Source organism: Flavobacterium aestuarii (assembly GCF_040049115.1).
Lineage (GTDB): Bacteria > Bacteroidota > Bacteroidia > Flavobacteriales > Flavobacteriaceae > Flavobacterium > Flavobacterium aestuarii.
In genome coordinates, this window is record NZ_JBDLZZ010000025.1 from 1 (window position 1) to 24,907 (window position 24,907).

At 34.1% G+C, this 24,907-nt stretch carries 17 protein-coding genes; 4 read left to right on the forward strand and 13 right to left on the reverse strand.

The window, feature by feature from the left end; translation table 11 throughout:
- Positions 1–109: 109 nt before the first annotated feature.
- On the reverse strand, positions 110–643 hold the full coding sequence (locus tag ABEG11_RS17930; RefSeq protein ID WP_348825562.1) for a hypothetical protein: 534 nt from the start codon (positions 641–643) through the stop codon (positions 110–112).
- A gap of 97 nt (positions 644–740) precedes the next feature.
- On the opposite strand from ABEG11_RS17930, the gene ABEG11_RS17935 reads away from it, so the two are divergent.
- Positions 741–1,745 carry a helix-turn-helix transcriptional regulator gene (locus ABEG11_RS17935; protein ID WP_348825563.1) on the forward strand — a complete coding sequence of 335 codons (1,005 nt, stop codon included), beginning with the start codon at positions 741–743 and terminating at the stop codon, positions 1,743–1,745.
- Positions 1,746–1,839: 94 nt separating this feature from the next.
- Here the strand turns inward: ABEG11_RS17935 and brxL are convergent, their stop codons facing one another.
- From brxL to ABEG11_RS17995, 12 genes are all read right to left on the reverse strand, one after another.
- Positions 1,840–3,846: a BREX system Lon protease-like protein BrxL gene (gene brxL / locus ABEG11_RS17940; RefSeq protein ID WP_348825564.1), complete on the reverse strand. Its 2,007-nt coding sequence runs from the start codon at positions 3,844–3,846 to the stop codon at positions 1,840–1,842.
- A gap of 3 nt (positions 3,847–3,849) precedes the next feature.
- The gene (gene pglZ / locus ABEG11_RS17945; RefSeq protein ID WP_348825565.1) at positions 3,850–6,351 is read right to left on the reverse strand and encodes a BREX-1 system phosphatase PglZ type A; all 2,502 of its coding nucleotides are present in this window, start codon (positions 6,349–6,351) and stop codon (positions 3,850–3,852) included.
- A gap of 1 nt (position 6,352) precedes the next feature.
- Positions 6,353–7,336: a hypothetical protein gene (locus ABEG11_RS17950; protein ID WP_348825566.1), complete on the reverse strand. Its 984-nt coding sequence runs from the start codon at positions 7,334–7,336 to the stop codon at positions 6,353–6,355.
- On the reverse strand, positions 7,336–10,869 hold the full coding sequence (gene pglX / locus ABEG11_RS17955) for a BREX-1 system adenine-specific DNA-methyltransferase PglX (protein WP_348825567.1): 3,534 nt from the start codon (positions 10,867–10,869) through the stop codon (positions 7,336–7,338). Before pglX ends, ABEG11_RS17950 begins: the two co-directional genes overlap by 1 nt.
- A 215-nt stretch (positions 10,870–11,084) precedes the next feature.
- A complete protein-coding gene (locus ABEG11_RS17960) occupies positions 11,085–12,701 on the reverse strand; it encodes a DUF8451 domain-containing protein (RefSeq protein ID WP_348825568.1) in 1,617 nt (538 codons plus the stop codon).
- Positions 12,702–16,205: a BREX system P-loop protein BrxC gene (gene brxC, locus ABEG11_RS17965; RefSeq protein WP_348825569.1), complete on the reverse strand. Its 3,504-nt coding sequence runs from the start codon at positions 16,203–16,205 to the stop codon at positions 12,702–12,704.
- A gap of 2 nt (positions 16,206–16,207) precedes the next feature.
- Positions 16,208–16,786: a DUF1788 domain-containing protein gene (locus ABEG11_RS17970; protein WP_348825570.1), complete on the reverse strand. Its 579-nt coding sequence runs from the start codon at positions 16,784–16,786 to the stop codon at positions 16,208–16,210.
- Between the two features lie 2 nt (positions 16,787–16,788).
- Positions 16,789–17,391 (reverse strand): DUF1819 family protein, encoded by a 603-nt coding sequence (locus tag ABEG11_RS17975; protein ID WP_348825571.1) that lies wholly within the window; start codon positions 17,389–17,391, stop codon positions 16,789–16,791.
- A gap of 14 nt (positions 17,392–17,405) precedes the next feature.
- On the reverse strand, positions 17,406–17,651 hold the full coding sequence (locus ABEG11_RS17980) for a hypothetical protein (RefSeq protein ID WP_348825572.1): 246 nt from the start codon (positions 17,649–17,651) through the stop codon (positions 17,406–17,408).
- Positions 17,652–18,072: 421 nt separating this feature from the next.
- Positions 18,073–20,055: a conjugal transfer protein MobC gene (gene mobC / locus ABEG11_RS17985; protein WP_348825586.1), complete on the reverse strand. Its 1,983-nt coding sequence runs from the start codon at positions 20,053–20,055 to the stop codon at positions 18,073–18,075.
- A gap of 17 nt (positions 20,056–20,072) precedes the next feature.
- A complete protein-coding gene (locus ABEG11_RS17990) occupies positions 20,073–21,377 on the reverse strand; it encodes a relaxase/mobilization nuclease domain-containing protein (protein WP_348825573.1) in 1,305 nt (434 codons plus the stop codon).
- Positions 21,362–21,757, reverse strand: a complete 396-nt coding sequence (locus ABEG11_RS17995) for a plasmid mobilization protein (protein ID WP_348825574.1) — start codon at positions 21,755–21,757, stop codon at positions 21,362–21,364. Before ABEG11_RS17995 ends, ABEG11_RS17990 begins: the two co-directional genes overlap by 16 nt.
- A gap of 668 nt (positions 21,758–22,425) precedes the next feature.
- Here ABEG11_RS17995 and ABEG11_RS18000 point away from each other — a divergent pair.
- From ABEG11_RS18000 to ABEG11_RS18010, 3 genes are all read left to right on the forward strand, one after another.
- A complete protein-coding gene (locus ABEG11_RS18000) occupies positions 22,426–22,713 on the forward strand; it encodes a hypothetical protein (RefSeq protein ID WP_348825575.1) in 288 nt (95 codons plus the stop codon).
- 213 nt (positions 22,714–22,926) lie between these two features.
- The gene (locus tag ABEG11_RS18005) at positions 22,927–24,441 is read left to right on the forward strand and encodes a MauE/DoxX family redox-associated membrane protein (protein ID WP_348825576.1); all 1,515 of its coding nucleotides are present in this window, start codon (positions 22,927–22,929) and stop codon (positions 24,439–24,441) included.
- A gap of 83 nt (positions 24,442–24,524) precedes the next feature.
- On the forward strand, positions 24,525–24,779 hold the full coding sequence (locus ABEG11_RS18010) for a hypothetical protein (protein WP_348825577.1): 255 nt from the start codon (positions 24,525–24,527) through the stop codon (positions 24,777–24,779).
- Positions 24,780–24,907 lie beyond the last annotated feature (128 nt).

Here is a 24,907-nt window from a genome sequence, read left to right on the forward strand (position 1 = left end):
TTAATATATTATAAAAATAGACTTTCTTTTGGCTATAACACAATCTTTATAGTTGGAAGTTATTTACAAAACTTGTAGTTTCTTATTTATAAGCTTTTTCTAATAGTTTCTATTTTATATATTTTACTAATTCTGCTTTGATAACATTATATTCTTCTTGTGTTTTTAACCCAAGATCTAATTTGTCTTTTGCTTCTTTTAATGCCACTAATGCTTCACTGCTGGTCATCCCAAAGGATTTAATTTCTCCAGTCTCAATTGCGTTTTCAACCATAATCGAATAGTTTGATAATCCTGTAATCCCTTTTGTTCTAAAAGCAACGGAATACCCAGCTCTTTTATTTCCTGTAACGAATATCCTTTTAATTTCGCTTTCTTGTCCACTGGCTTGTACTAACAGCGGTGTGATTGGCAATAAAAAACCATCACCTTCTGTAATAAAAGCAAATGTTTTATTAGACGAAGGCACACCTATTTTTATTCTATCGCCAATTTTATAAATTGAACCATCTTTACTGATATAGGAAGTGAATTCGCCTCTACTTGATGATGCCAAATCACTAAATTTAATTTCCTGTCCAAATACATTTCCATTAAACATAAAAGTAAAAATTCCTGCGATAATCATAATTTTCTTGTTCATACTATTTTCTTTTTAAATTAGATTACAAAACTATTTGCTATTGGTGCAGTCTATTTGCATAGTTTAGTTTTAAATTTACGGTATCAATTTTTCAACTATGGCTATCAACAAAAATGCTCTTATTCGTTTTCATGCTTTAGACAAATGCTTTAGTAATTTTAGCAAGAAATTTTATTTAGATGACTTATTAGAATATTGTAATGAAGCTTTGTATGAACTCAATCCTGATGGGGACGGCATAAAAAAACGTCAACTTTTTGAAGATATTAAGTTTATGGAAAGTAGCCAAGGTTGGTCTGTTCCATTAGATCGAATTAAAGAAGGGCGGAAAGTATATTATCGTTATGAAACTTCCGATTTTTCTATCAATAAACAACCGATGAATGAATTGGAAGCCGAAAAATTGAAATCGGCTTTATTGGTTTTGTCCCGTTTTAAAGGGATGCCACAGTTTGAATGGGTCAATGAATTGATTTTGAAATTGCAAGAAGCTTTCAAATTGGAATCACACGAAAGGGAAATTATTAGTTTTGATGCCAATGAATACCTTAAAAACATTCACTTTCTAGGCGATTTGTTTAATGCTATTTTGTACAAAAAAGTATTGTGTGTGGATTATCAATCGTTCAAAAGCGATGTGATGACTACATTAGAAATTCATCCTCATTATCTGAAACAATATAATAATCGCTGGTTTTTGATTGGAAACAATCCAGAATTTGAGAATTTCACCAATCTAGCTTTGGATAGAATTGTTTCTTTTTCGGAAATAGACAAAAAGTATCAGGTTTCCTCAATTGATTTTAATGAGTATTTTGATGATGTCATTGGGGTTTCTATTTCTCCGGAATCTATAGTTTCAAAAATCACTTTGCAAGCAACTCCCGATTTAGCACCTTACATAATGACCAAACCTTTGCATGGTTCCCAGAAAAAAATTAGTAATGATAGTAACGGTTTTAGTTTTTCTATTGAAGTGATTCCCAATCATGAATTGGAAAAACTGATTTTATCTTTTGGAGAGGGATTGCAAGTGGTGGAACCTGATTCTTTTAAAAATACAATAAAGCAACGTTTACTAAGCAGTTTAGCTAATTATTAAGCAAATCTCGTATTTTCATTATCTGGATTGATAAATCGCCATTCTTCATTTGTGTTTATAATTTTGAATCATGGCGATTTCATAATCTCTTGCTTTATTTTTTCAAAAAAGTAATTTCACAAGCCTTGCAAAGCCTTTGTTCCTGTATGTATTCATTGATGTCATACCAGCCTCCCGTTTTTTGCCAGATGTCAAGACCTCTTCCCAAAAGGATTTTCCAACCATTGTCTAAAACGACGGAACGATCATGAATATTCTCGTCGAATTCATAGGTAAAAAGTATTCCGATGGATTCTAATGAATAGGTCATTTGTTCAAAGGCATCTTTGGCGCCTTCTATGTAATCTTCGTTATTGCTTGTAACAAGATGCAATTTTACTTCAACGTCCGGGTCTTTTTTCTCGGAAGCCAGACGTGCTAATTCCATGAAGTTTCTTAGTTGATAAGGAAGTCTAACATAAGGGTCGATGATTTTAATGTCTGTGGCTCCAATTAGGTAGGCTCCAAATAAATTATCATAAGAAATTCCAGTTTGATTGTCTCTTATGATTTTTTGACCATCCAGCAATTCAAGTTTTACCTCTTTTTCTTTTGGAGTTACCGCTGTTTGATTGTCGTCTTTCGATACATCAAAAGTTGAAGGCACGCCGTGTTCCAGAACTTCTAATGTTTCAATTGATGTAACTTTTCTAGTATTTTTATTGGTATAGCTGAAATCCACTTCTTCGAAAGTTTCATCCATTTTTTGCAACTGCTGTTTTACACGTTTTCTGCATTCAATAGCAAAATCTAATAGTTCTTTTATATCTTCCTCCGTCATTACCGAATGTGGAAAGATTATTTTTGCTAAACCCCCAAATGTTTTTATAATGGCTGTTTTGTCCCTTGTGGTTATAGTGTCTGATAATTCAAAGAATTTTTCAAACTCATGGGTTCTGTCTTCTTTGCGAAGTTCTTTTAGTATTTCTGCGAGATAATCTACAATAAAACCATAATCGGAAGTGAACATGTCGTTTCTTAACTTCTGTACTTCCCATCCTGGCAAGTAGGCATGAATCCTGTCCAGAAATGCGGTGTCATAATAATCTTTTGGCAGTGCATCAAAAAGATCACTGTGTTTTAACATATAAGGAACGGTGTGGTCTGTATTACCCACAAATGCCATAGAAGCGGAAGCTCCATAAACCTGTGTTCCTCTGGAAAAAGATTTGTTGGCCATGTAGTTTTTCAAGATGTCAACTAAACCACGATCCGTGTTTTTGGTTTTACCTGCAAATTCATCATAGGCCACTACGTCCCAATATCCAACTAATCCAATTTCACCTGAACTATTATTTACAAATAGTTTTGCTTTCGATACTTCTCCACCCGAAATCAGCATTCCGTGTGGTGACAACTCAGAAAAAATATGTGATTTTCCTGTTCCTTTGGGCCCCAATTCGATTAAATTATAGTTGTTCTCAACAAAAGGAACTAATCTGGTCAATTGTAATAATTTGGAACGAAAAGTAAATTCCTCTGGATTTAATCCCATGGTTTGCAATAGCACATCCATCCATTCTTCCTTGGAAAATGCTTTTCTGCCTTCCTTGTATTCATCAAGGTCGCTAACGGAAATTTGTATGGGTTTTATGGATTCTATAATCCATGGTGAACTGTTTTTTTCATCGGTAGAGAGATAAGCCAAGGTAAGAATACACCAAACACCGCTTGATAATAGCTTTTGATGTTCTCTTATTATAGCATCACTAATAGGAATGCGACTTAAACCAAGATTGGCAAAATAGGCTTCATATTGGTCTTGTTTGTCATTTAGTTTTACTGAAATTTTATCAATAATTCTATGAGATCCTTTTTCACGAACAGTCGATTTAATAATCTGTGCCTCATCACGATGTACAAAGTGTTGTGCAATTACTTTTTTAACGGTTTCTACGCCTTGAATGATTGTTTCTTCATCATTTGTGGCACAGTATTGTCCCAACAAATATTCCAATACATATATGGGAACAATCGCATTTCCCTTTACCAATTTGGTAAGATCTTTACGTACTACTTTACCACCGAAATGCTCGTTTAATTTTATATCTAATGCCTTCATATATTAAAAATCATCAAAATCGTTTGTAAATGAAATGTTTAGTGTGTAGTAATAGTCTTGATAGTGTTTCCATTTGGTTGTTCCATCAACCGGTTCTTCCAAGATCAGTTTGACACGTTGATTTTTGTATTTAACACTGGCTTTTGAACTTAATTGGAATCTGTGTTTTACTTCTCTTTGTCTTTCACTTCCTTCTTCAATGTCAAAGATGTATTTGAATTGGTCACTCAAATCTTCACCATCTTCTGCTCGAATAACTGCTCGAATAGTTCTTGGCAGTACTTGTTCGCTTGCTGAATTTGTTTGTATGAATGAAACCGCTAAAATATTTGTTGTGATTCTATCAGTAGATTTTATAATATCAATAGCTACTTGTGATGTTGTATTTTGTCTTGTTTTACTAATTTTTATTAATGGAATAACAATTTCCTGGAGCGAAGCTCCACCATGTATAAATCGGGAACCAGCTCCTTTTACGCGAAGTCTGTTGATGGATTTTGGGATTAAGACATCAATATTTGATTGTATTCCCAAATATTCCCCTTTAAAAGCTTTGGTTGCATTGTCATTTGTGATATCCCTACCGATAACAAATCTTCGGTTTTCTTTCCAGATCGTTCCAGTATGATTGGATACACTGAAATCGCTATCCTCAAGTTCGTTATGTTGGTAAATAAATCCGTGGTCGGCAGTAACAAACATATTGTTTCCATTCATAGTTGCAATTTTTTTAACCATTTCCATCAAAAATTGTAACTCGTCATCAACTGCTTCGAACACTTTTTCCTCAGTAGTTTTATCATCACCCGTTTTATCAATCCTGTTATGATAAATGTAGATAAGATCATAACTTTGAACAAAACCATCAGAACCACGCTCTTTTGCTGAATTCATTTTCATGAAATCCTCAGCTTTGATTGCTGTAGCTCTCACTCCTGAATTTACTTCCAATATTTTTGTTCTTCCTTGAGTTCCACTACTAGACATTCCATCAGCAAATACAATATCTGAATTTTCTTGAATGCTTAGTACTTTATGAGGAAGCAAAGAAGCCATTCCAAGTTGTGTGTAGGAAGGCAAACTGCTAATCATGTGATTCATTGTTGCTTCATAACGATTTTCCGATTGAAGTCGTTTCGTTAGTTCTGCTCCACATTCATATCGCAAAGCATCAGAAATAATTACGAATAAACGTTGTTTTTTATCTAATACAGGCTTAACATGTGTATCGAAAAAACTCCTCTGACTTGTTCGGATGTCTTTTGGCCAAGACTTTAGTTTATCGATTGTGCTTTGCCAATTGTTATTGTATATCAGTAACCAGTCATTAGAATATACCTTTTCCACTTTAACAGCGAGATCGGCTAATATTTTGTTCTGGGATGTTTTTCTGTAATTCCAAATGAATTTTCTATACATTAAATCTACCTCATATAAGGAAGCGGCATAATGTTCTGTACCTTCTTCAAATGTGGCATATTTGGTTTGGGCTTGTTTGCGAATTAGTGCAATTAAATCGGATGCAAATAACAAACTTTGATAAAAAGATTCCACTTCTTCAAACCAAAATTTATTCTCCCTTTGCTTTACATATTGAATTACTTTTTCATTTGATATACTTTCTGAAGTAATCAACTGAACCAATTCATGTATTACTTTAACATCGCTTAATTTGAATAAATCATCACCAATTATATCGTCAATTGAAGCTTGGTCTAATTTACTTTCCACCCCGATATCCGATGCGATTTTATCTGAAACTTTGGCGAAATAGTCTCTGAATTGAATGGTATCTTTCCATAAGGAAAGTAATAATCTTGTTTCTTTTGCCAGTCCGGATTTTTTACCCAGTATGAAATTGGTATTGAATACTTCTAAAAGAAAATCATAAATCGATGGACTTTCGTTTTGATAATTGTACTTTCTTTTAATTTCTCCCCAATAGTAATTGGTTAAATTATAGCGTTGCAAGGCTACATCATGTTTTTCGTTACTCTCAGAAAATGCCGCTCCATGTGCATGAATGTAAGTTACTAAACTGATGTTTTCTGTTCCAAATACCACAGCCAACATCTTGTATTTTATCTCTTGGTGTTCATCACCATCACCTAAAAATTCTTTAAGTTTGACTCTTCGTTCTTTTGCCTTGAAGAATTCAAGATGTTCGGTTACCAATTCTTTCAAATGATAGCCTAAACCCATTTCTTGAAGGAACATGGCTTCTTGGTCGGTATTAAATATTTGATGCGCCAATTCCATATCTAATAACCAATTGTTTTCATTGGCTGGTTTGGCTCCCGTAAAATAGAGCAAAAATTTTCCTTCAGGTGCCTGTTTATTAATGAGGTGTTTTATCTCAAACTCATTGCCCTGAACATGGATTTTTTTTACCTCCGGAAAGTTTAGTTCCTGGTATTGTTCTACTAATTCTTCTTTTTCATCATACCAAAAGATAACACGATGTTTTTCGAATAGTTTGTTGAGTGCTTCTTCTATTTTATTCATGTTAAATTCTTGGATAAATGAAAGCTACTTGAATATCAAAAACCTCTTGATAAAGTTTATTGATAATATAAACATATTTTCCATACTCTTTTTTTTCTTTGAATGAGTCTAATTGATAAAGAATACTTGTTGAGTCTTTGATTGATGTTTCAAATAGTTTTTCGAGATTATAATTTCTGATTAAAGAAATATCATTTTTCATAAAATACGATATTAATTCTTGTAAATTTTTATCAGCCGTTTCAAGTATAGTCGATGTTTTTCCTTTTTCTAATTTAGAACGTATTTCTCTGATAACATCAATAAATCCAAAGCCACTTCTTTCGAGAGGTACTATTTCAGAATGAAAGGAAACTTCTCTCTTTCTATTGAAACAATAATGGTGGTTTACTTCATCATTAATCTCTGCATGAGGTTTTATGTAAATAACATCTTGAAAAAACGCAAAATCTTCCTTAAATCTATTAAATTGAATTGTCTCACTTTGTTCGCCGTTGAACATTTTGTAAATTATTTTGGAAGAAAAGTTTTTCCCTTTTAACCATTCTTTTAAATTACTTTGCAGTTCGAATCTCGAAGTAAAAATTGGTGCGACATATAATGCAAGACTACTATGTAGCCTACTATTATTAAATAATAAGTTATGCTGTTGATGCGTATTATTTGTTTTGTAGACTTTAAATTCAAATACCCCAAGTCTGTCTTTTTCAAATAAAGAATCTCTACTATTATTATTATTTCTCAAATTATTAAAAAAGTCTCTTCGTTGCGTTTTTCTTAATGGAATTGCTTCCTCAGATTTTTTAAATTGAAGATACAAGTTCACACCATGAGCACTTTCGTAAAACCAATCAGATGCATACAGATGTTTTTCCTCTGATACTGTTGGCAAATACAAATTCAAACTATCCTGTTTTGAAAACAAAGTATAGTAACCCATCATTAGGGCAAATTGAAACTCTAATTCACTAAAAACATTTCTCATTACCTAATTTCTTCCTTATTTATCCAATCAAAAGCTATTACTTTCTTTTTAGTGGCTTTATCATTCAGCCCTTTTACTTCTTTTATGGCGCTGCCAAATTTATTATAATTAACCAAGACGCCTTCATCTAAATCGATGTTGATACGTTGGGTTGCCAAAGGATACAAGATTTCTCTTTCGTACTCTTTTAGTTCTAACAATACCAATTTGAGTTTGTCCTTTTCTTTAGAAGCTTTGGTTTGCTCTGTTGAAGAACCGGAAACTATCAAATGGTCTAAATGTTCGCTATGCGTATTTAGTTTTTCTCGGTACTCGATAAGGTAACCGTTTAGTATATTGTTTAGCGTATCCGTTGAATAACGATGCATGTAGATTAACACGTTAAATGAACCTTTTGGAGAAGAGAACATCCAGTAAATGGGTCTTTTCTTATAGCGTTTGATGTGGTCATTGTAAAAATCCTTTACAAAGTATTTGCGAACGGCTGCTCCCAAGCATTCTTCAACAAAAGTCAAGTTTTTATCAAAGTTGGCTGTGCCAAAACTGGCTTTTAAGAAGGCGTAAAAACGTCCCACAATATCATCTTCAAACCATTCGTCATCGAGTACAGGAATAATATTGTCTCCATCTGGAACAAAACTCAGTTCACTTTCTAATTTTTCCACTTTGGTTAGATAATCCTCCAATGTGTCGCCTTGGTTGGCAAGGATTAAACCTTCCTTGTCTAAGGAATACCGCCCAAACATACAACCCACGGCATAACTCATAAATTGAGCAAAGACCTCTGTTTCTTTAAACACTAATTGCCCGTTTTGGATTACGGTTTCTTCTTTTAGAATGGTAATATCTTCCAATGGAACATCGGGTGTCAATTCCTCTTGAAATCCATAGATTTCGATAAACTGCTCGTTGAGTTCTTCTTCGTTTTTATGGAGTTGGAAGAATTTGTTTTTCCAATACTGTTGGTATAAATCGTAGGTTTCTTCCAGGTCTTGGGATTTGTGGTGAATGAGTTCGTTTTGTTTGAAATCCCACGAGATTTCTCTAGAGTTCCATTCATTTTTGGATATTTTACAGCAAATATCAGATATAGAAGAAATAACGCTATTTTTAGAATCATTTTGAACCAAAGATGAAACAATTGGGAATTTATTTATAACGCCAACATCATACTTGAAACCAGGAGTTAATACAGACAAAAAATAATCTCCTACTTTACTATTTAAAATACCTAGTATGATTAAATCATTTGGAGAATTAAATATTGTGGCACCGTTATCAGTCATTAGTATCCCGCTAGGACTGTATCTACAAGTCAATCCAGTTGAACTAACACTCGTCCATGTAATTCCTTGCTTGAAGTTATAATTGAGATTTCTAATTGCTGACCTTAATTTTCCATTATTATCCCTAAAATTCTTCAATTCCAAACCATCGTTCTCCCATAAAATCAAATACTCAAATAATCCATACCATTTTCTATATCCTCCACCTTTATTGACAGGATACCATTTATTAGTTGTTGGCTGTCCAGCTATTTGATTAAATTTGATGTCATTATGATTAACCTGAAACCACAATTTTAAGAAAGATTCATCTCTTCCTGTTGTTATTCCTTTTTTAGGTTCTGCAATTGAATTTAGTTGTTTAGCATTCTTAAGCACTTGAACTCCATTGTCTGTTAACCAGTATGCCCAGTTGGATTCTGTTATATTTTTAGTTGCTTTTTTATCGAATATGTATTTCAAACACTTCTTATTCAGAAGTGACTTTCTTTTAGATTCAGAACTAGCATATTCCGTTAACTTATAATATACCCCATTATTTTGTGAATCTGTATTCAACATTACAAATGATGTTGAACGTACCTTGTCTCCATTTATTTCTTTAAATACTCTTGTCCCTAGATGAAGCATAGAATCAATAGATGATAATATGGCCAATTTTTCACGTAATTCTTTATAAGTGGTTTTAAACATCCAAGTTTCTTGATTTATCATACCTAGAAAACCTTTTGGTTGTAACATGTGTAAACCAGCTTCTATAAAACACGCCATTAAATCGGCTTTGCTGTCAGGGTAATTTTTCTTTACATAATCGCCCAATACTTTGTTCATGTTGCCTCCTCCCATATAGGGCGGGTTATCTACAATACAATGGTATTTGTTGCTTAAAAGCAGTAATTGTTCTATGGCTTGTTGCAGTTTTTCTGCTTGTAACTTTAGGAAATAGTCATTCGAGTTGGTATGCTCTTTTATTGTTTTTAGCAGTTTTTCTAAGTCTGTCTTTTCTGTTTTTGGGAGTATCAACGAACCGTAATTGGTGGCTTGTTGCATCGTCAATAAATCGTGTGCTACTTCTTCCAAAAGAGGCGTATTCATTTGTACAAATGCTTCAATCGTTTCTTCTTTGGTTAATAGAAAATCTTTGTAACAAAGTATATTTGGTTCTATCTCTTTTCTGAAAAATCTACGGTTATAGCTTCTGGCTTTCATCATCAATGCCAAGCTAGCCAATTGAGAGGCACGCTCATCTATTTCAAATCCAAATACGTTTTTTTCTATAATGAGTTGTGGGATGTCGCTTGGGTTGTATCCTTCTTCTTCATAAATCTTAGCTAACAATTCAAAGCCATACACCAAAATATGTCCACTTCCACAGGCTTGGTCTAAAAGTGTGATTTCTTCAACCGAATTTATTTTTAGAAAATCATCAGCAGTAACCGAAGGAGATTCAATAAAATAAGGCATGTGTTCCCGCAATTTGGAGTTGGGTTTGTTTTGCAGCCACAACTTTCCAACGGTATTTTGCACCATATATTCTACAATCCATCGTGGTGTAAACAATTGTGTAGCAGCTGGGATGTCTTCCTTTTTTACCGCAGCCTTAGAAGCGAAAACGGCATCTTTTTTCTCCGAGATATAAAACTGATACAACCAACCAATAATTTCTACTTCGGAACAATCTTCAATGGTCATACCATCACGAATGTCTTGAACAATTGAAAGTTCAGATGTTAAGTCATCAGGGAGCAAAAGTTCTGTATAATCATTGATTCGTTCAAACAAGAAAGGAAATACTTTGTTGAGATGGTTACAAGCACCAATCAACAATTCTTTATAGGCTTCATCTTGTGCGTTGGCACTTGGCGTTTTTCCATGTAACAAATCAAAAATATGTTGTTTTTTCACGGAAAGTTCGGCTGGGATATGGCCTTGTTTGGCTTCGTCTAACAATTCGGGAAGAGTGTATCCATCTTTTGGAGTTAGCACCCGAATACCTATGGGTTGGTATTCATTGGCATCCATGAAACGTAATGCTATAAATCGATTGAACCAAGTGTAGGTTACTTTGTCTATGACCTCTTCCTTCGAACTAATATTGATGGTTTCACGAAGCTTTCTTACTTGGTCTGCTTTTTCTCTAAGCTCCGGTGAATCGGTATTTAGTACGTATTCCAGTTTTGAACTGACCTGTTCTATTAGTTTTCTTCGGGCTTCTTGAGCGAATTTTTTTAGTGCGTTGGTGTTCATTTTTTATTTTTATTTTTTAAGCTATTAGATTTTAGCCTAATTGCTAATATCTAACAGTTAATATCTTTACCCTGTCAATTATCATTTTACCCTGTCAATTAATTAAAAAATCCAACAGCTAATCATTTTTTTTACAAGGTTATTGGTACTATTTTAAAATATCATATAAAGTATCGCGTTGTTCACATCAGGTTCACATCAGGTTCATATCAGGTTCACATCAAGTTTATGTCAGGTTCATTTGATAGTATTATCCAATAGCCGTTTTTTTCAGAGCCAACTCTTTTAATCACATTTATTTTTTTTAGATTATTCAAATCTCTTTGAATAGAACTCAAAGAGACTCCTAGTATATCTATGATTTGTGGTCTGGTAATTTCTGGATAAATTCCGACTAACATTAGTATCAATGCGCTTCTTTCTCCGAATTTCTCCTGAATTTCTTCTAAATTTATCCCGTAAATAACCCGTAAATAACCCGTAAATAATCCGTAATTATCCCGTAAAAAATGAATGTTGTCATCCGGATTGTTTTGATTTTCTTCCAGATTTCTTCCGAATTTTTTATGAAATTGTTCCCAAATCATTTTGAAATCTTCTTTATTTTTTCCCTTAATTAGCCCGTAATTAGCTCGTAAATCATCTGACTCAGTAGTTAATGAAAAATGGGTAATGGTAGAATCAAACTCTAAATCATATTCGGGAGCTGTTTGGTTGTATTCCTTCCAATTGGTTTCTATTTTATCAAAACCAAAACCAGCGTTTTCTGCCAATTTTACCATACGGAAAAGCTTTGAAATAACAGGATTTCTAGGCATTGATAAGTCTTTGTCTTTGAGCTCTTCTAAAGGTTTAGGAAGTCCGCCTGGATTGTAAAATTCAATTTGATTGGAAAAAATACGAATTCGAGAATGTGCTGGCGAAAAATAATCGGCGTGCATCAACATATTTACCAATGCTTCCCGAATTGCTACTAAACCAGGGGAAAGTTCTTCGCCAAAACCTTCGGCAGACAATACAAAGGATACATCCACTTTTTGTTTCAAACGGGCAAAACATTCGAAATAATATTCCCAAAGGTTTTCCTGTTCATCAAGGCGAAACGTATAGCGCGATTTCGCATCAGAATAAGATGTACCAGGTATTTCTAATAAATCGATCCGAAAATCCGGAAAATGTTTTTCTATCGCCTCTCTTTTTCCCAGTAATAATAAACCACCAAAGGTACATGCACCATTTTCTATGATACGAAGTTTTTGTAAAAACTCTTCTTCGTCATACCGGTTGTAACTTACATTAGGATTAAAACGGGACATATAATCCCGGTATCGTCTCAAAGAAGTTTCGTTTAGGCTGGAACGATTAGTGTCAAGCGCAATTTCTGATGTTTTGGTACCAAATGTTTGGTCTCTATATAAGACATCAATTTCCTCTTTGGTCGCTTTTTGGTCTGAGCTTCCTCTTCGGATATAGGTGTTTGCCTGTGTATTATAATAGACGGGTTTCTTATTGGAAACCGGAATGTAGAATGCCAGAATCGTTTTTTCATCGATAGTATATTTGGCCTGTTTTGAGGGAATAGGAACATTGAATTTGTCGCCACGAATCGTGTTTAGAAAATCTTGTTCTATTTTTTCGGGGTTAGTTACCCCTTGTATCTCAAAGGTTTTTCCAGATTGTTTCACCCCAAAAACGAGCCATCCGCCAGAAGAATTGGCGAAGGCGCTAACGGTTTCCCAAGACGATTTAGGTACTTCAGCTTTCGCTTCCTTTACTTCAAAATCTTCCCATTCCAAGTCCCCTAATTTTGATATTAACTCACTTTTAGTCATCTACAATGATATTCTTCTGGTTTGTTTAATTTGTTCTAATAACGATTTTCTCAAAGCTTCAATATATTCATTGACATCATCTTCGGTTCTTAACTCCGTTTTTGAAAAGTCAACTTTAATATTTTTCTTTGTAATGTAATGGGGAGTCGGCTCATTGACTTCATCACTACCACCAGCAGCAATAGGTGTAGTTAAACGAATCATTTCGTTCAATTGCTTCGGCAGCAGGTATTCCAATGTTTTAGATTTTACCTCTCTAATGATAGCAATATAACGTTGGTTTTGTACTTTGGTTATCTCCTCTTGAAAAGGTTGTGTGATTTTATTTTGTTTTGTAGCATCCAGCGTGTTGAATTCTTCTTTGCTTTTTAAATCATTAATGGCATGTTCTATGGCAGCAATGGCTTTTGATTTTTCTTCGGCTATTCTTTCCTGAACCTTTCTTGTCAATTCATCTTGGGCAGATTTAGCTTCTTTAATTTGGTTTCCTAAATAGGGTTTAGGATTATCTAATAAAGCTTTCAATGTTGCAAATTCATCCCCTTCAATATAAGTCAAGTTGGAGGTGTCCCCATTTGTAACCGCTCTTATTCCCTCATAAATTTTGACTTGATCCCCGTTCATGAATCGCTTGATAGGATCCAAGAGGTTTTCTTTTGAGTCTAATAAATGGTCTTCAAAATCTTTTAGGTTGGATAAGAAATACGAATATTCTTTGTTGCCTAACCTTTCTAATTTATCTTTAAATTCCTCAAGACTTGATAGAAATGGTAATTCTCTTTTGCGAGCCATTAATTGATTCAATTCAAGATGCATTTCTTTCAACTTGTTCTTGAAGGCACTAGCCACCTCTTTTGAATCATTAAATGAACAGCTTTCATCGAAGGCCTCTGAATAGGTTTGTTTTAAATCTTTGACCAGTTTAGGGTCAATGACAGCTTGTGGTTCCAGTAAAGTGTTACCAAAGTTAGCAGCGTTTAAAAGTGCATGCAGTACTTCATTATCTTCAAGTACATTAGAATCTTTTTTAATTTCAATTTTACCACGCTTGTATAACTTGGCTACCATTGTCCAAACCGCATTTTGATACCAACCGTATGGACGTTTGGCAAAATGTATTTTAAGGTCATTCAAGGAAGTCCTGTCAGATTGATTTTTTCTACGGTTAATCAAAGTTAATATTTCGGTTTCCGCTTCTGAGATTGTTTGGTCATCTGTGCCGAATAAATCATCTTGTTTGCTAAGAATAGTGTGCTTGAAAGTATCTTCACTATATTGAATAGCGCCCAACATTCTTAAGTTAGAATATACCGATTTTATTAAATCTTGAAAAGCATTTATTACTAATGTTTTTCCATCAGCTGTTGCAGTAGTTTCTAATTTTCTCCCATTCAATATTACAGTTGAAGCTGCCAAAGCTTTGTTGGCCAATAGCAATAGATTATGTCTTCTCTCAGCGTTTATAATAGCTCTTTCCTGAAGAATTCTTTTTACTTCCGGGCGGTTTGATGTCGATTGATTTTGTTTGATATATTTGTTGGTTCTCAAATACATTTTCAAATCCTTCATGAACAATGCATCAGAGGGAAGTATCATTTTCATTCCGGCAGTTCCCATAGTTTGAGATTGTATAAAAGCCAGATTATCATAGTCATGAAAATTTTCCGTGATGATTTCTATTTCTAGTTCCTTTTCTCTACCAAGAATGTTTCCATCAATTTTACTTGTGAATTCATAATCCTGTTTGTTATCCAGGAATTTTATTTTATTGTCTCGAATGATATCATCAAAGAAAAGTTCTTTTAAGAGCTGAGGTATTGCTTGGTCATCAATATCTGTAGCTTTGATTTCTTGTTCTACATCTTTTTCATCATCAGTCAAAAACTCATAGATATCACCATTACGCTGTACATAACTTTGAAGTTCTAAAACATTTAGTGCTTCATCGATGGCTGCCTCATGTTTTTTTAAATCAATGTTTACATCATCAATCATTAAAACTGAAATGTTGCGTTTTGTAGTCTTGAAATTGACGAAATACTTTACGAGAAATAATGCTTTTAACACCTTGAAAGCAAAACGATTATCCAATTGTTTTTCAGCCAGCGTAATGGGACTTTGAATTTCACCTCTTAGCTCATTCCGGATACCATCAAACATTAAATCAAAACTTACTAAAGCATTATCCTCTTTATTCTCGATCTTTTGTATTACTTGCTGGAACACGCCAAGCATTGATCTTTCACCCACTGAAGCATGTTTACCTTGAAAAGCATTGTGCGTAGAGAGTGCTCTACGGCATTCTTGAAATAAGTCGAATTGGTATGAAACGAAAGGCATTTTGTTAGCAAAATCGGTATCGTTCTTATACCCTTTGAATTGTACGCCAGCATCAGAAAAACTCAATAAAGTGTCTAAATGTGCACTTTCTTTCTTGAAAGTTGATACCAGATGTTTTTGAGCGTCCTCATTCTTTTTTAATAACCTTTTTTCTATTACCTCATCTACATTTGCAGAGGTAAGTGGTACTTTGGTTTTGAATCTTGCCTGAATTCGAGAAAAGTCATTTTGTTGGCTTTTATTCATATCCCCAACCACTTTTTCCATATCCTCCTGAGACGTTACTAAAATCCATGAACTCCCTTTTGTTTTGGTTGCTAAAGTTTCAGCAATAGTTTGAAGGTTCAACATTAATTTAGTGTTGTCACTAATGTATTGACCTACCTCATCAACAAAGAAATTTAGTCTGAAACCGGAAGGTTTCATTTTGATATATTCAGAAACGCGAAGACAAAAATCTTCAATAGACTGCTTGTGTCTGTCTTCAATATCATCTAAAATATTTTCATACCTAGAAGCATCAGTATTATTTATTTCTCCCAATACTTCTGAAACTACTTCCATAACTAATGGGTCGAAGTAATCGTTTCTAGCGATCTCCCAAGACTGTCCATTTTTATTTTGGAACATTGTTTTGAATTCTACATAACTACCTTGTTTGTCTAACCACATTTCAAATTCGGCTATGTGTGGTTGAAAACCGTAATAACCCAAATGGTCATAAAATACTTTGTAGAACACTGATAAAATGGCATTTTCATCCGCCTTACTGGTTATTTGAGCCTGTTGGTCAATGTTGAAAAGGATGGATTCGGAAGGAATTCGAGTTGCCCTTTGCACATCTCCTTTGAGCATTTCATTATCCTCTATTTTTTCGGCGAAGAGTTCACCGCTTTTGCAACCATCGAATTCCTTATTTTCTAATACGTAAGATAAAATTTTAAGTAGATGGGATTTACCAGAACCGAAAAATCCAGAAATCCAAACTCCATTTGCACCGCCATAGTTGTTGTATGCAGAGAAAAAATCTGTTATTTTTTTAGCTATTTCACGAGTGATTACATATTCTGCAACTTCGTCAGCGATATGGTCACGATCATCCGCTTTGATAACCGTTTCTATATTTCGATTGATATTTTTTTGAAAAAAATCTTTAATTATCATGATTATGCTTTTATTTTATCAATATTAAATGCTCTGTAATAGTTGTCATCTTTTAATAAACCAAAAAGATTTAAAGTATGACCGTCATACTCACCAGGGAAAAATGCAACCGTAGGTGCATCTTTTGCAATATTCTGAAGATTGTTTAGGATATTGTGTGAACGTATGTATGGGAAAACCATTCCTATTCCGGTGAGGAAATACACCTTGGCATCCGCTTTTTCGATTTTTTCTTTTATTCTTGGCATCAAGATTTGATGAATGTTTAAAGTGGATTGTAATGCTCTTTGGAATTTATCTTTTGTTTTAGATTTTTCTACTTTGAACATTCTTTCAATTCCACCTTTTTCTTCCAGAATTTCACAAACAACATCGTATAAGTTTATTTCCAAAATTGAAATACCAGAAGTTTCCAGTTTATTTTTTAAGAGTTTAATTGATTCCCGAATTTGGATTTCTTGTTTGGCATCATAAGTCGATATAAAGAAAGGAATTTCACCCCCTAACGCTTCTTTTTTTAAGAAACCATTTGTTGAAATTACTTTGTATAAATGTGTATATTTTGAAATAATATCTTCCATATTTAATTTTCAATGTTAGTGATGTCTATATCACTCATGAATAATACTTTTAGCCAAATGGGATTATCTATGGCTATAACATCAATTACTTTTTTATCAATAATCTGAGGTTGAATAACTCTTTTTTTTATGTTGTCAATAATTCCCGCTTGTTCTAATATTTTAAAAATTACCTGTTTAATCTTCTTCTCGGTTAAATCGGTAAGTTTTTCCATTTCTGGATGTAAATCTAATTTTCTTCTATAAAATGTGATGTAATCTCCCTGTGTAATTTGATAATCAAACACTAATAATTTTTCCCTAAGCGCTTCAATAACAAAATCTCTGATTAAAGAATATGTTTTACAAATAGATAAAAACGCTATTTGTTTTTGAGAAGTTAAATCTCCATCGATAAGGATTTCAATTTGTTTCTGTGTAAGATTGCTAATCCTTTTATTAAATTCAAATAACATTCTTTTTCCGGTTGTAGACTTGCCACCACCTAATTCGTTTGTGTAATCTATTGGTCTATTTTCTCTTATAGAATTAGCAACTAAAATCATTTCATTTAATCGTAATGAAGATGCAGTAAAAGAAAAATCATATTTTTCAATTTCTATCATTTTTGATACTATGTTTAAGATATTTTTTTAGCCATTTCAAATTCTTTTCCAAAATCTAACCCAAGGTGCTGCACTTTCTCTCGCATTGACAACACCCAAGAAACATAGTAATTGCTTAGTACTTGATTTTCTGAAAAACGTTTGCCGTCAATATTTGAAATGATGTAGTCTTTTTTATTGGGATCAATTCCCATGGTTCTTTGCTTTGTCTTAAAAAAGATTGCATAGAAGAAATCATTTGTTTTATGAACTATTTGCATTTATGATTTACAATTATGAAAAACGTTAAAAGTAATTGTTTTTGGATAAATAACCTATTGAAATAATGAACAGTTAGCTTAGTGTTTTCTATGAACTATAGCTCAATATTTAAAATCAGGTGATTAGAATAAAAAAAATAAAAATAAACTTTGTGTTTTTTTTAATCTTACGGTTTTCCGCATTTTGAGAATATATATATTTCAATCATCTAAATTTAAAATATCTATAAACATTTGAAAATCGTATCAATGAATCAATTCTTATTTGTATGAATGTATTGGCCAATGTTCTAATAGAGATTGATCATTTCGGTATTGATTGCTGTAATCGCTTTTGATCTTGACAGTCTTATCAATTGGATAATATCAGTAAATTGTTCTTGTAACATCGTTTTTTTAATTTAAGTTTATTTAATTAGAATTATTTCTTTACAATTAAATGCGCTAGTCCAAGATCATTTAATAGTCTTTCTTTTTCAGAATAAATAATGTCCATGATGTCCTGTTTTATTTGTAAGTAGTTGCGTTGTACCATTGCATTATCGACTTTCCGAATAACAGGAATATCTTTATAATCATCCTGTTCATTTTTCAATGCTTTATGGTCATTCACAATTTCACAGTGAAATGTTTTGAGTTCAATTTTACAATCGGGATCATCGGCTACCATACCTACAAATTCACCGGAACTAAGTCCGGAAATTTTGGAAGGAGGAACTGCGGATTCCAACTGTTTTGAGCGGCTAATTGAGGTATCTCCACTATTAATAGAAAGACTTTCCCTGTCCTGCATGATCTTTCCGAAACGCTCTGATAATTGCTTGGCTGTATCCCCTGTAACCTGTCCACTGACGATATTTCCGGTAATGTTCATAATCACGTCGGCCTGTTCACGTCCATAGTCTTTTCGTAGCTGACTGAAGTCCTGAATACCCAAACAAGTAGCTACTTTATTACTTCTAGCAGTAGCAATCAAACTATCCATATTATTCAAATATATAGTCGGAAATTCATCGAATATCAGGCTGCTTTTCTGTTTGCCTTTTTGGTTGGCCAACTTTATCAATCTGCTCACATAAAGTGATAATACAGCACCATAAATTTGTATTTTCTGCGGATTATTCCCCATACATACAATTTTTGGTTCCTCCGGATTATTGATATCCAATGTGAAATCATTGCCTGATAAAACATAATATAACTGCGGAGAAGAAAGCCTCGCCATTGCGATTTTTGCCGAAGCGATTTGACCTTCCAATTGGTCCATTACATTATTGAGGTAGGCATTTACAAAAGGGTTGATGAGTACCTCAATTTCTTTTTCAGTTCTAAGCAAGGTAAACAAGCTATCATAATCTGCCTGCATGAGTTCTATAACATGGGGAAGCGTACAAAACTCGCCGTCTTTATATTTTCTTAAATACCATATTATGGCTGAGAGAAAATTAATCGGTGATTCCACAAAAAAATCTCCCTGACGTTTGATCCATTCCCGATTTAATCCTAACAGAATGGTGCGTGCAGATTCAGAAGCATCGGTAATATCACTCATGGCTGAAGGCTCCAATGGATTGCATCGGTGTGTTCGGGTCAGGTCGTCAAAATTAATAACATAAAATTGTGGTGGTTTAGGATAAAGATGTTTGTATTTGAGCCAGGTATTATAGGCAATTTTGGAAAGGTCATCGAACTTAAAATCATAAATAAACATAGTAAAACCTTTGCGGATGTGCTGGGTAATGACATGACGTATGACGAAATATGACTTCCCAGAACCCGGAGTCCCCAGAACCATCAAAGCACGAAAGGGATTAATAATGTTTATCCAGCTGTTTCGTACCTTATCTTTTAAATGATATCTAGCTGGAAGGTTGATGGAATATTCATTCTCTAAAAGCCTTTCTTCTTGAGGAAAGGTCTCATTTTCGGTATTAAAAATATCCTTTTGATTGAGCCTGTTTTTTATAATACGCGAGAGCAAAGTACCTCCGGAAAGTACCAAAAGAAACCCAATTGCCGTAATGCTCATATAAGCAATCGCTGCCTGTACTATTTCTATTTTCAGATATAATGAAAGATAGCTTGTAAAGTAAATTAGGATGCCAGTGATAATATAAGCAAAGGCCGTTTTATAATTCAGTTTTTCATCTTTCCGTCCCTTGGCACCTATTAGGGAAATCATCAAAAATCCCAATGCAAAGAGTTTGGATTTATGAAAATTACTGAACAATCCTGTGTTGTGAATATTGCCCATAATTTTATCACTGAACCCGCTAACAAAATGCCACTCCCGAAAGGCAGCGTAGCAGTAATAATAAAAATGGATTACCAAAATAATGATACTGATTAGTCTGGTCATGTCGAGTATCTTCCTCAATGCCTGTTCATTTTCTCCTGTCTGCATAGCCATAATTTCAAATTTTATTGATTATTAGACTGTCCTCTTCTTTTTTTCTTTTTGCCTTTGAGTTGATACGGAACGTAATTAGCCGTCTGTTCGGATTGCGTAAGTATATCCAATAGTTGTCCCATTACTGAATCAGATCCAACTGATTTATTATTTTTAAAATCATTACCAAACGAAGTTGTATTGATTTTAGAATGAGTCGTTTGAGATGTAATTCCCTGTGATTTTTCACTATCTGAACTTCCCATTTTTTGTTCCACTGGGCTAATTGATTCACAACGTTCCTGAATTGCTTTAGCGCTGTATTGTTTGCCCAGCTTACTACCGTTAAAAACACATTTTGTGGTATGGTCTACATAAGTAATCCCATAAAGTAATCCTTCTGCATTTTTTCTAAAAACAGTATTGATTCCATCTTTTTCCAGTAGTTGCACCATTTCCGTAAGTGATATTTTCGTTCTTAAAAATGCCATATCAATGGCGTTTTTTACCCTTCTCATATCGGAAATTTGGTCAATGGTATTGGATGCAAATTTTCCTTCTAAAAATTTCAGGGTTGGCTTGTTGTGAAAGAGACTGGCCTTGATGGGTACACCGATAAGTTTGCCATTTTCATCCAGTATCCGGTACATTAATCCCTTTGTCTTAAACATCCTTGAATTTTCAGGGCCTTTGTCTGCCAAAACATTGTATTGTTGTAACACTGCATTCAGCTCTGGAAGGCTGGTATATTTATACAATGAAAGCACCTGGGCCAATACATTTGCAATAGCTTTTTTGGATTCGTTTCGCCCATAGTGAACCTTTCCTGAGATGATAGGTTGGAGTTCAAAATCTTGATTATTTATGCGTCCTTGCGCTTTAACAAGTCCATAAAGTTCCTCGATTTCTTTTCGCGCTGGTTCAGATCGGTTTCGACCGATATTTTGCATGTCGATCCGCTTACCATCCCTCTCTACATTTATGGAGACCAGATGGAGATGCGGATGCCCGGAATCGTGATGCTGGTATACCAGATAAGGTTGTTCTCCAAAACCTATTTTCTCCATATAAGTATCCGCAATAGCCATTAATTTTTCTTTGGAATGATTTTCCGAACGATGAAAATTCAATGATATGTGTACACTGTTTCGCTTTACATTTTCATTTAATTCCAACTGTTTTAAAAAACGATTCAGTTTTATAGTACCGCTCATTTTATCCACATCAATTGGATAATTTCCGGCACCAACACACTCTGCTACGCCCTCTTTTACTTTGTTTTCATTGTAATAGAAAACCTTGTGGATAGAGTGTCCTGTTTTTATGATTGCAACCATTTTTCCGAGATTTTTTGGATGCATATCTTGATTTCTTCAACCTTGTTCAAAAGGATTTTTTTATCCTGTTCAGAACTGATAATCCAGACTTTAAATTCAGGAATTTGGTCAAGGGTATGTAGTTTTTTTACCGCCTGATTAAAGTTGTTTCCGATGGCATTTAATTGCTTATATAGCAGCATCATTTCACAGGTCATATCATCTAAAGATTGATTCCTGTAAGTGGTGTTTATCGGTTTATTAAATAGGTGTTTACGAATGTAGTCACTCAGCTTACGGCAAGTACTTGCTTTCCATTTTCGTTCAATTTTCGCATACTCTTCGGGTGTAAATCGTAACCCAACAATGCGTGTTCTGTTTGAATTTTCTCTTTCCATCATCTCTCATTTTCATTGTTATCAAACTCTTTTGATCCTTTCAGTGTCACTGCTAACGAGTCCCGAGTATAGAGCAACAAGAATCTGTTGTTAAACAACAGGACATCTTGCCGATTGCAGGAACGTTGCAATCTTTAAGATGTCTTAAATGCTTTTTAGACATTTTTAAAAAACTTAAACTCAATTTTTCTGTTTACGGCTGTTATATCTGTGTAAGTATTCCAATAGCTTTAATTCGGAAATTTATTAAACTCATAGCAAAAGCAGAGTATCTCGAAAATTTCAATATCAATCAGAAAGCCATTTTATTTTCATTTTTGATACTCAAAGAAAGTGCACGCTGCCAGCGTGCTTTTTCAAAGCAATAAGTCCCATTTAAAAACAGCAGAATCCTGACTGTTTTAAGGAAGGTTTTTGGCTGGTCATTTTGATATCCACTTATCTTCAGACACTTATGATAAAATCACTTTTTCTGAACCTTTTGTTACTTTAAATTATCCCTTAAATAAACTGCCCTTCTTAAGTCCAAACTATACTGATTTTCTGAATTCACTTACGAAGTTAAACAAGCGGAATGGATTCTGTCTATCATGGACATATTATGTCCATGATATTTAAGCAGCGGCTTTATATCTTTGAGGAATAATTTATTAATTAAAAACGTGATGATTATGACAACAAATGATGTGGCCAAGGTTTTTGATACTATACTCAGTATCCCTGGCATGAATGAAGCAGTGAAGATTGATTTAAAAATTTCACGAAAGAATGTATTGTTATTAAGTCATGTGATTGAACAGGGACTGTCGTTCCAAAGTGATCCGTCAAGTCTCCTCGGATTTATTTCTCAGGAGGGATTGTCAGAACTCAAAGAGGTTTCACAAGAGTGCCTTCAAAAGGCTGGACTTACAGAGTTAAACTTAAAACTTGTGACACTAAGCGAGGCTTCTAAAAAATAGCCTGGATTTGAAAAATGAAAGGTGCCGAATAAATAAAATTTATTTATTCGGCACCTTTCATTTTTATTGGCTGCTGCGTGAAAATAGCCTGCTTTTGAAAACTTTTGGCTCGTTTATGATATTATTATATTCAGTAAACCATTCTACATTTGATTATTAATTTTTTGGTGTCCTCCATTTAAGTGCGCAACTCTTATTTTAATATTCAGGGTTATGAAAATGCAACTCAATTATAAAAGAATTTTTATAGAAGCGGTATGTCTGCTGTATGTTCTGCTATTCGTTTATGCAGGATTCAGCAAAGTATTGGACTTTCAAAATTTTCAGGTTCAGTTAGGACAGTCGCCATTATTAACTGCATTTGCAGGCTGGATTTCAGTGCTGGTTCCCTCCATTGAATTACTGATCTGTATCCTGCTTATGATTCCAAAAAGCCGGCTTGCCGGATTATTTCTGTCTTATGGATTAATGATTTTATTTTCAGCCTATATTTTTATAATCCTTCATTATTCTTCCTTTGTACCCTGTTCCTGCGGAGGAGTATTAGAAAAGCTGAATTGGAATCAGCACTTACTATTCAACCTCATTTTTGTTCTCCTGGCAGTAGCTGCCATTTTATTTTATATAGCCGATAACAGAATTAAAAATTTAAAAATAAGAACAATAATAGCACTCTTTTTCACTATTACTTTAAGTAGTATTGTTTTAGTAATTCTATTGTTTCAAATCTCTGAAAATATTGTTCATTATCATAACAGGCTCACTAGGCGATTCCCGCATACTCTAATTCATAAAATTGCCAGTCTGGATCTAAAATTGAATTCATTTTATATCGCAGGCGTGGACGATGATAAAATTTATCTGGGCAATACCACGACGCCATTACTGATAACGGTGCTTAACGGCAGACTGATTCAGACTAACAAAAAATTTATCCATCTGGATCGTAAAGATTTACCTTTTCAAGGAGTCAAAATCAGTATGCAGCCACCTTATTTTTTTGTAACAGACGGGACAGTTCCCTGTATTTACAGAGGGCTTGTCAAAGATTGGAAAGCCAGATTGATACGTAAAGGAGGTGAATATTTTGGTGCAGCTAAAGCAATGGATTCAATGTCGGTCGCTGCCTGCACATACAGTTCCATTACAGGCGAAGGTATATTGGGCATTATCCATGTTGGTAAAAATACCAGCACGATATTAAATCCTGCCATTCTGCAAAAGCAGGCTGATGGAGCCTTCGACACTGACGGGCAATTGCATTACAGTCCAGACTTGAAAAAAATTATATTTCTGTATGCGTACCGCAATCAGTTTACAGTTGCGAACCGGAATTTAAAAATTGAATACAGAGGTAACACTATTGACACCATATCGCGTGCCAGATTAAGTATCGTCAGGGTTAAGAGCCATAAGCAGCGGAAATTCTCCAAACCACCATTATTTGTCAATAAAAGCAGTGCTGTGTTTAATAATCTGCTGTTTGTAAATTCAGCCATTCCCGGACGATTTGAAGAGGATAATCTCTGGAAATTTGCCAGTATCATTGACGTGTATGACTACAAAAAGAGAAGCTATCTGTTCAGCTTCTGCATCTACCATATTGATGGAAAAAAAATGAAAAGCTTTGTAGTGCAGGAGGATAAACTGTATGCCCTTATCGGCGACCATATTGTCCTATATCATCTGGATAAAAGAATTACTTCCAGTTATATAAAAAACAAATAAAAACAATCTATTGGCCAAGTAGCAGGAGTCAGATCGAAAACCTGTAAAAAAGAGTAGATCAGTAACTTTAAATTTTTAATATTATGAGAACGAGTGTAATTAAAATCGTTTTGCCAATGGCAGTGGTAGCACTGGGATTGGTTAGTGCCGCCGGCACAAGTTCACTGGATAAAAAATTTGCCCCTAAGATGGGGTACAATAGAATTAACGTTTCGCAAAGCTGTAGTGCTGTTGCTGAATGTGGCAATGCTGGAGGAGATGCCTGTACGGCACCAGATGGCAATGCACTATTTCAGCAAGGAGCCTGTCTTGTTCCACTGACTAAAAATTACCAATAATTAAAGTCAAGGAACAAAAAAGGATACCTCCACTTAAAAACTAAGTGGAGGTATTTTTTTAAAAAATAAAATCAGATAATCAGCATTCAAAAAATAATCAGTCCTAAACTGCAATCTGCGGTAAATAG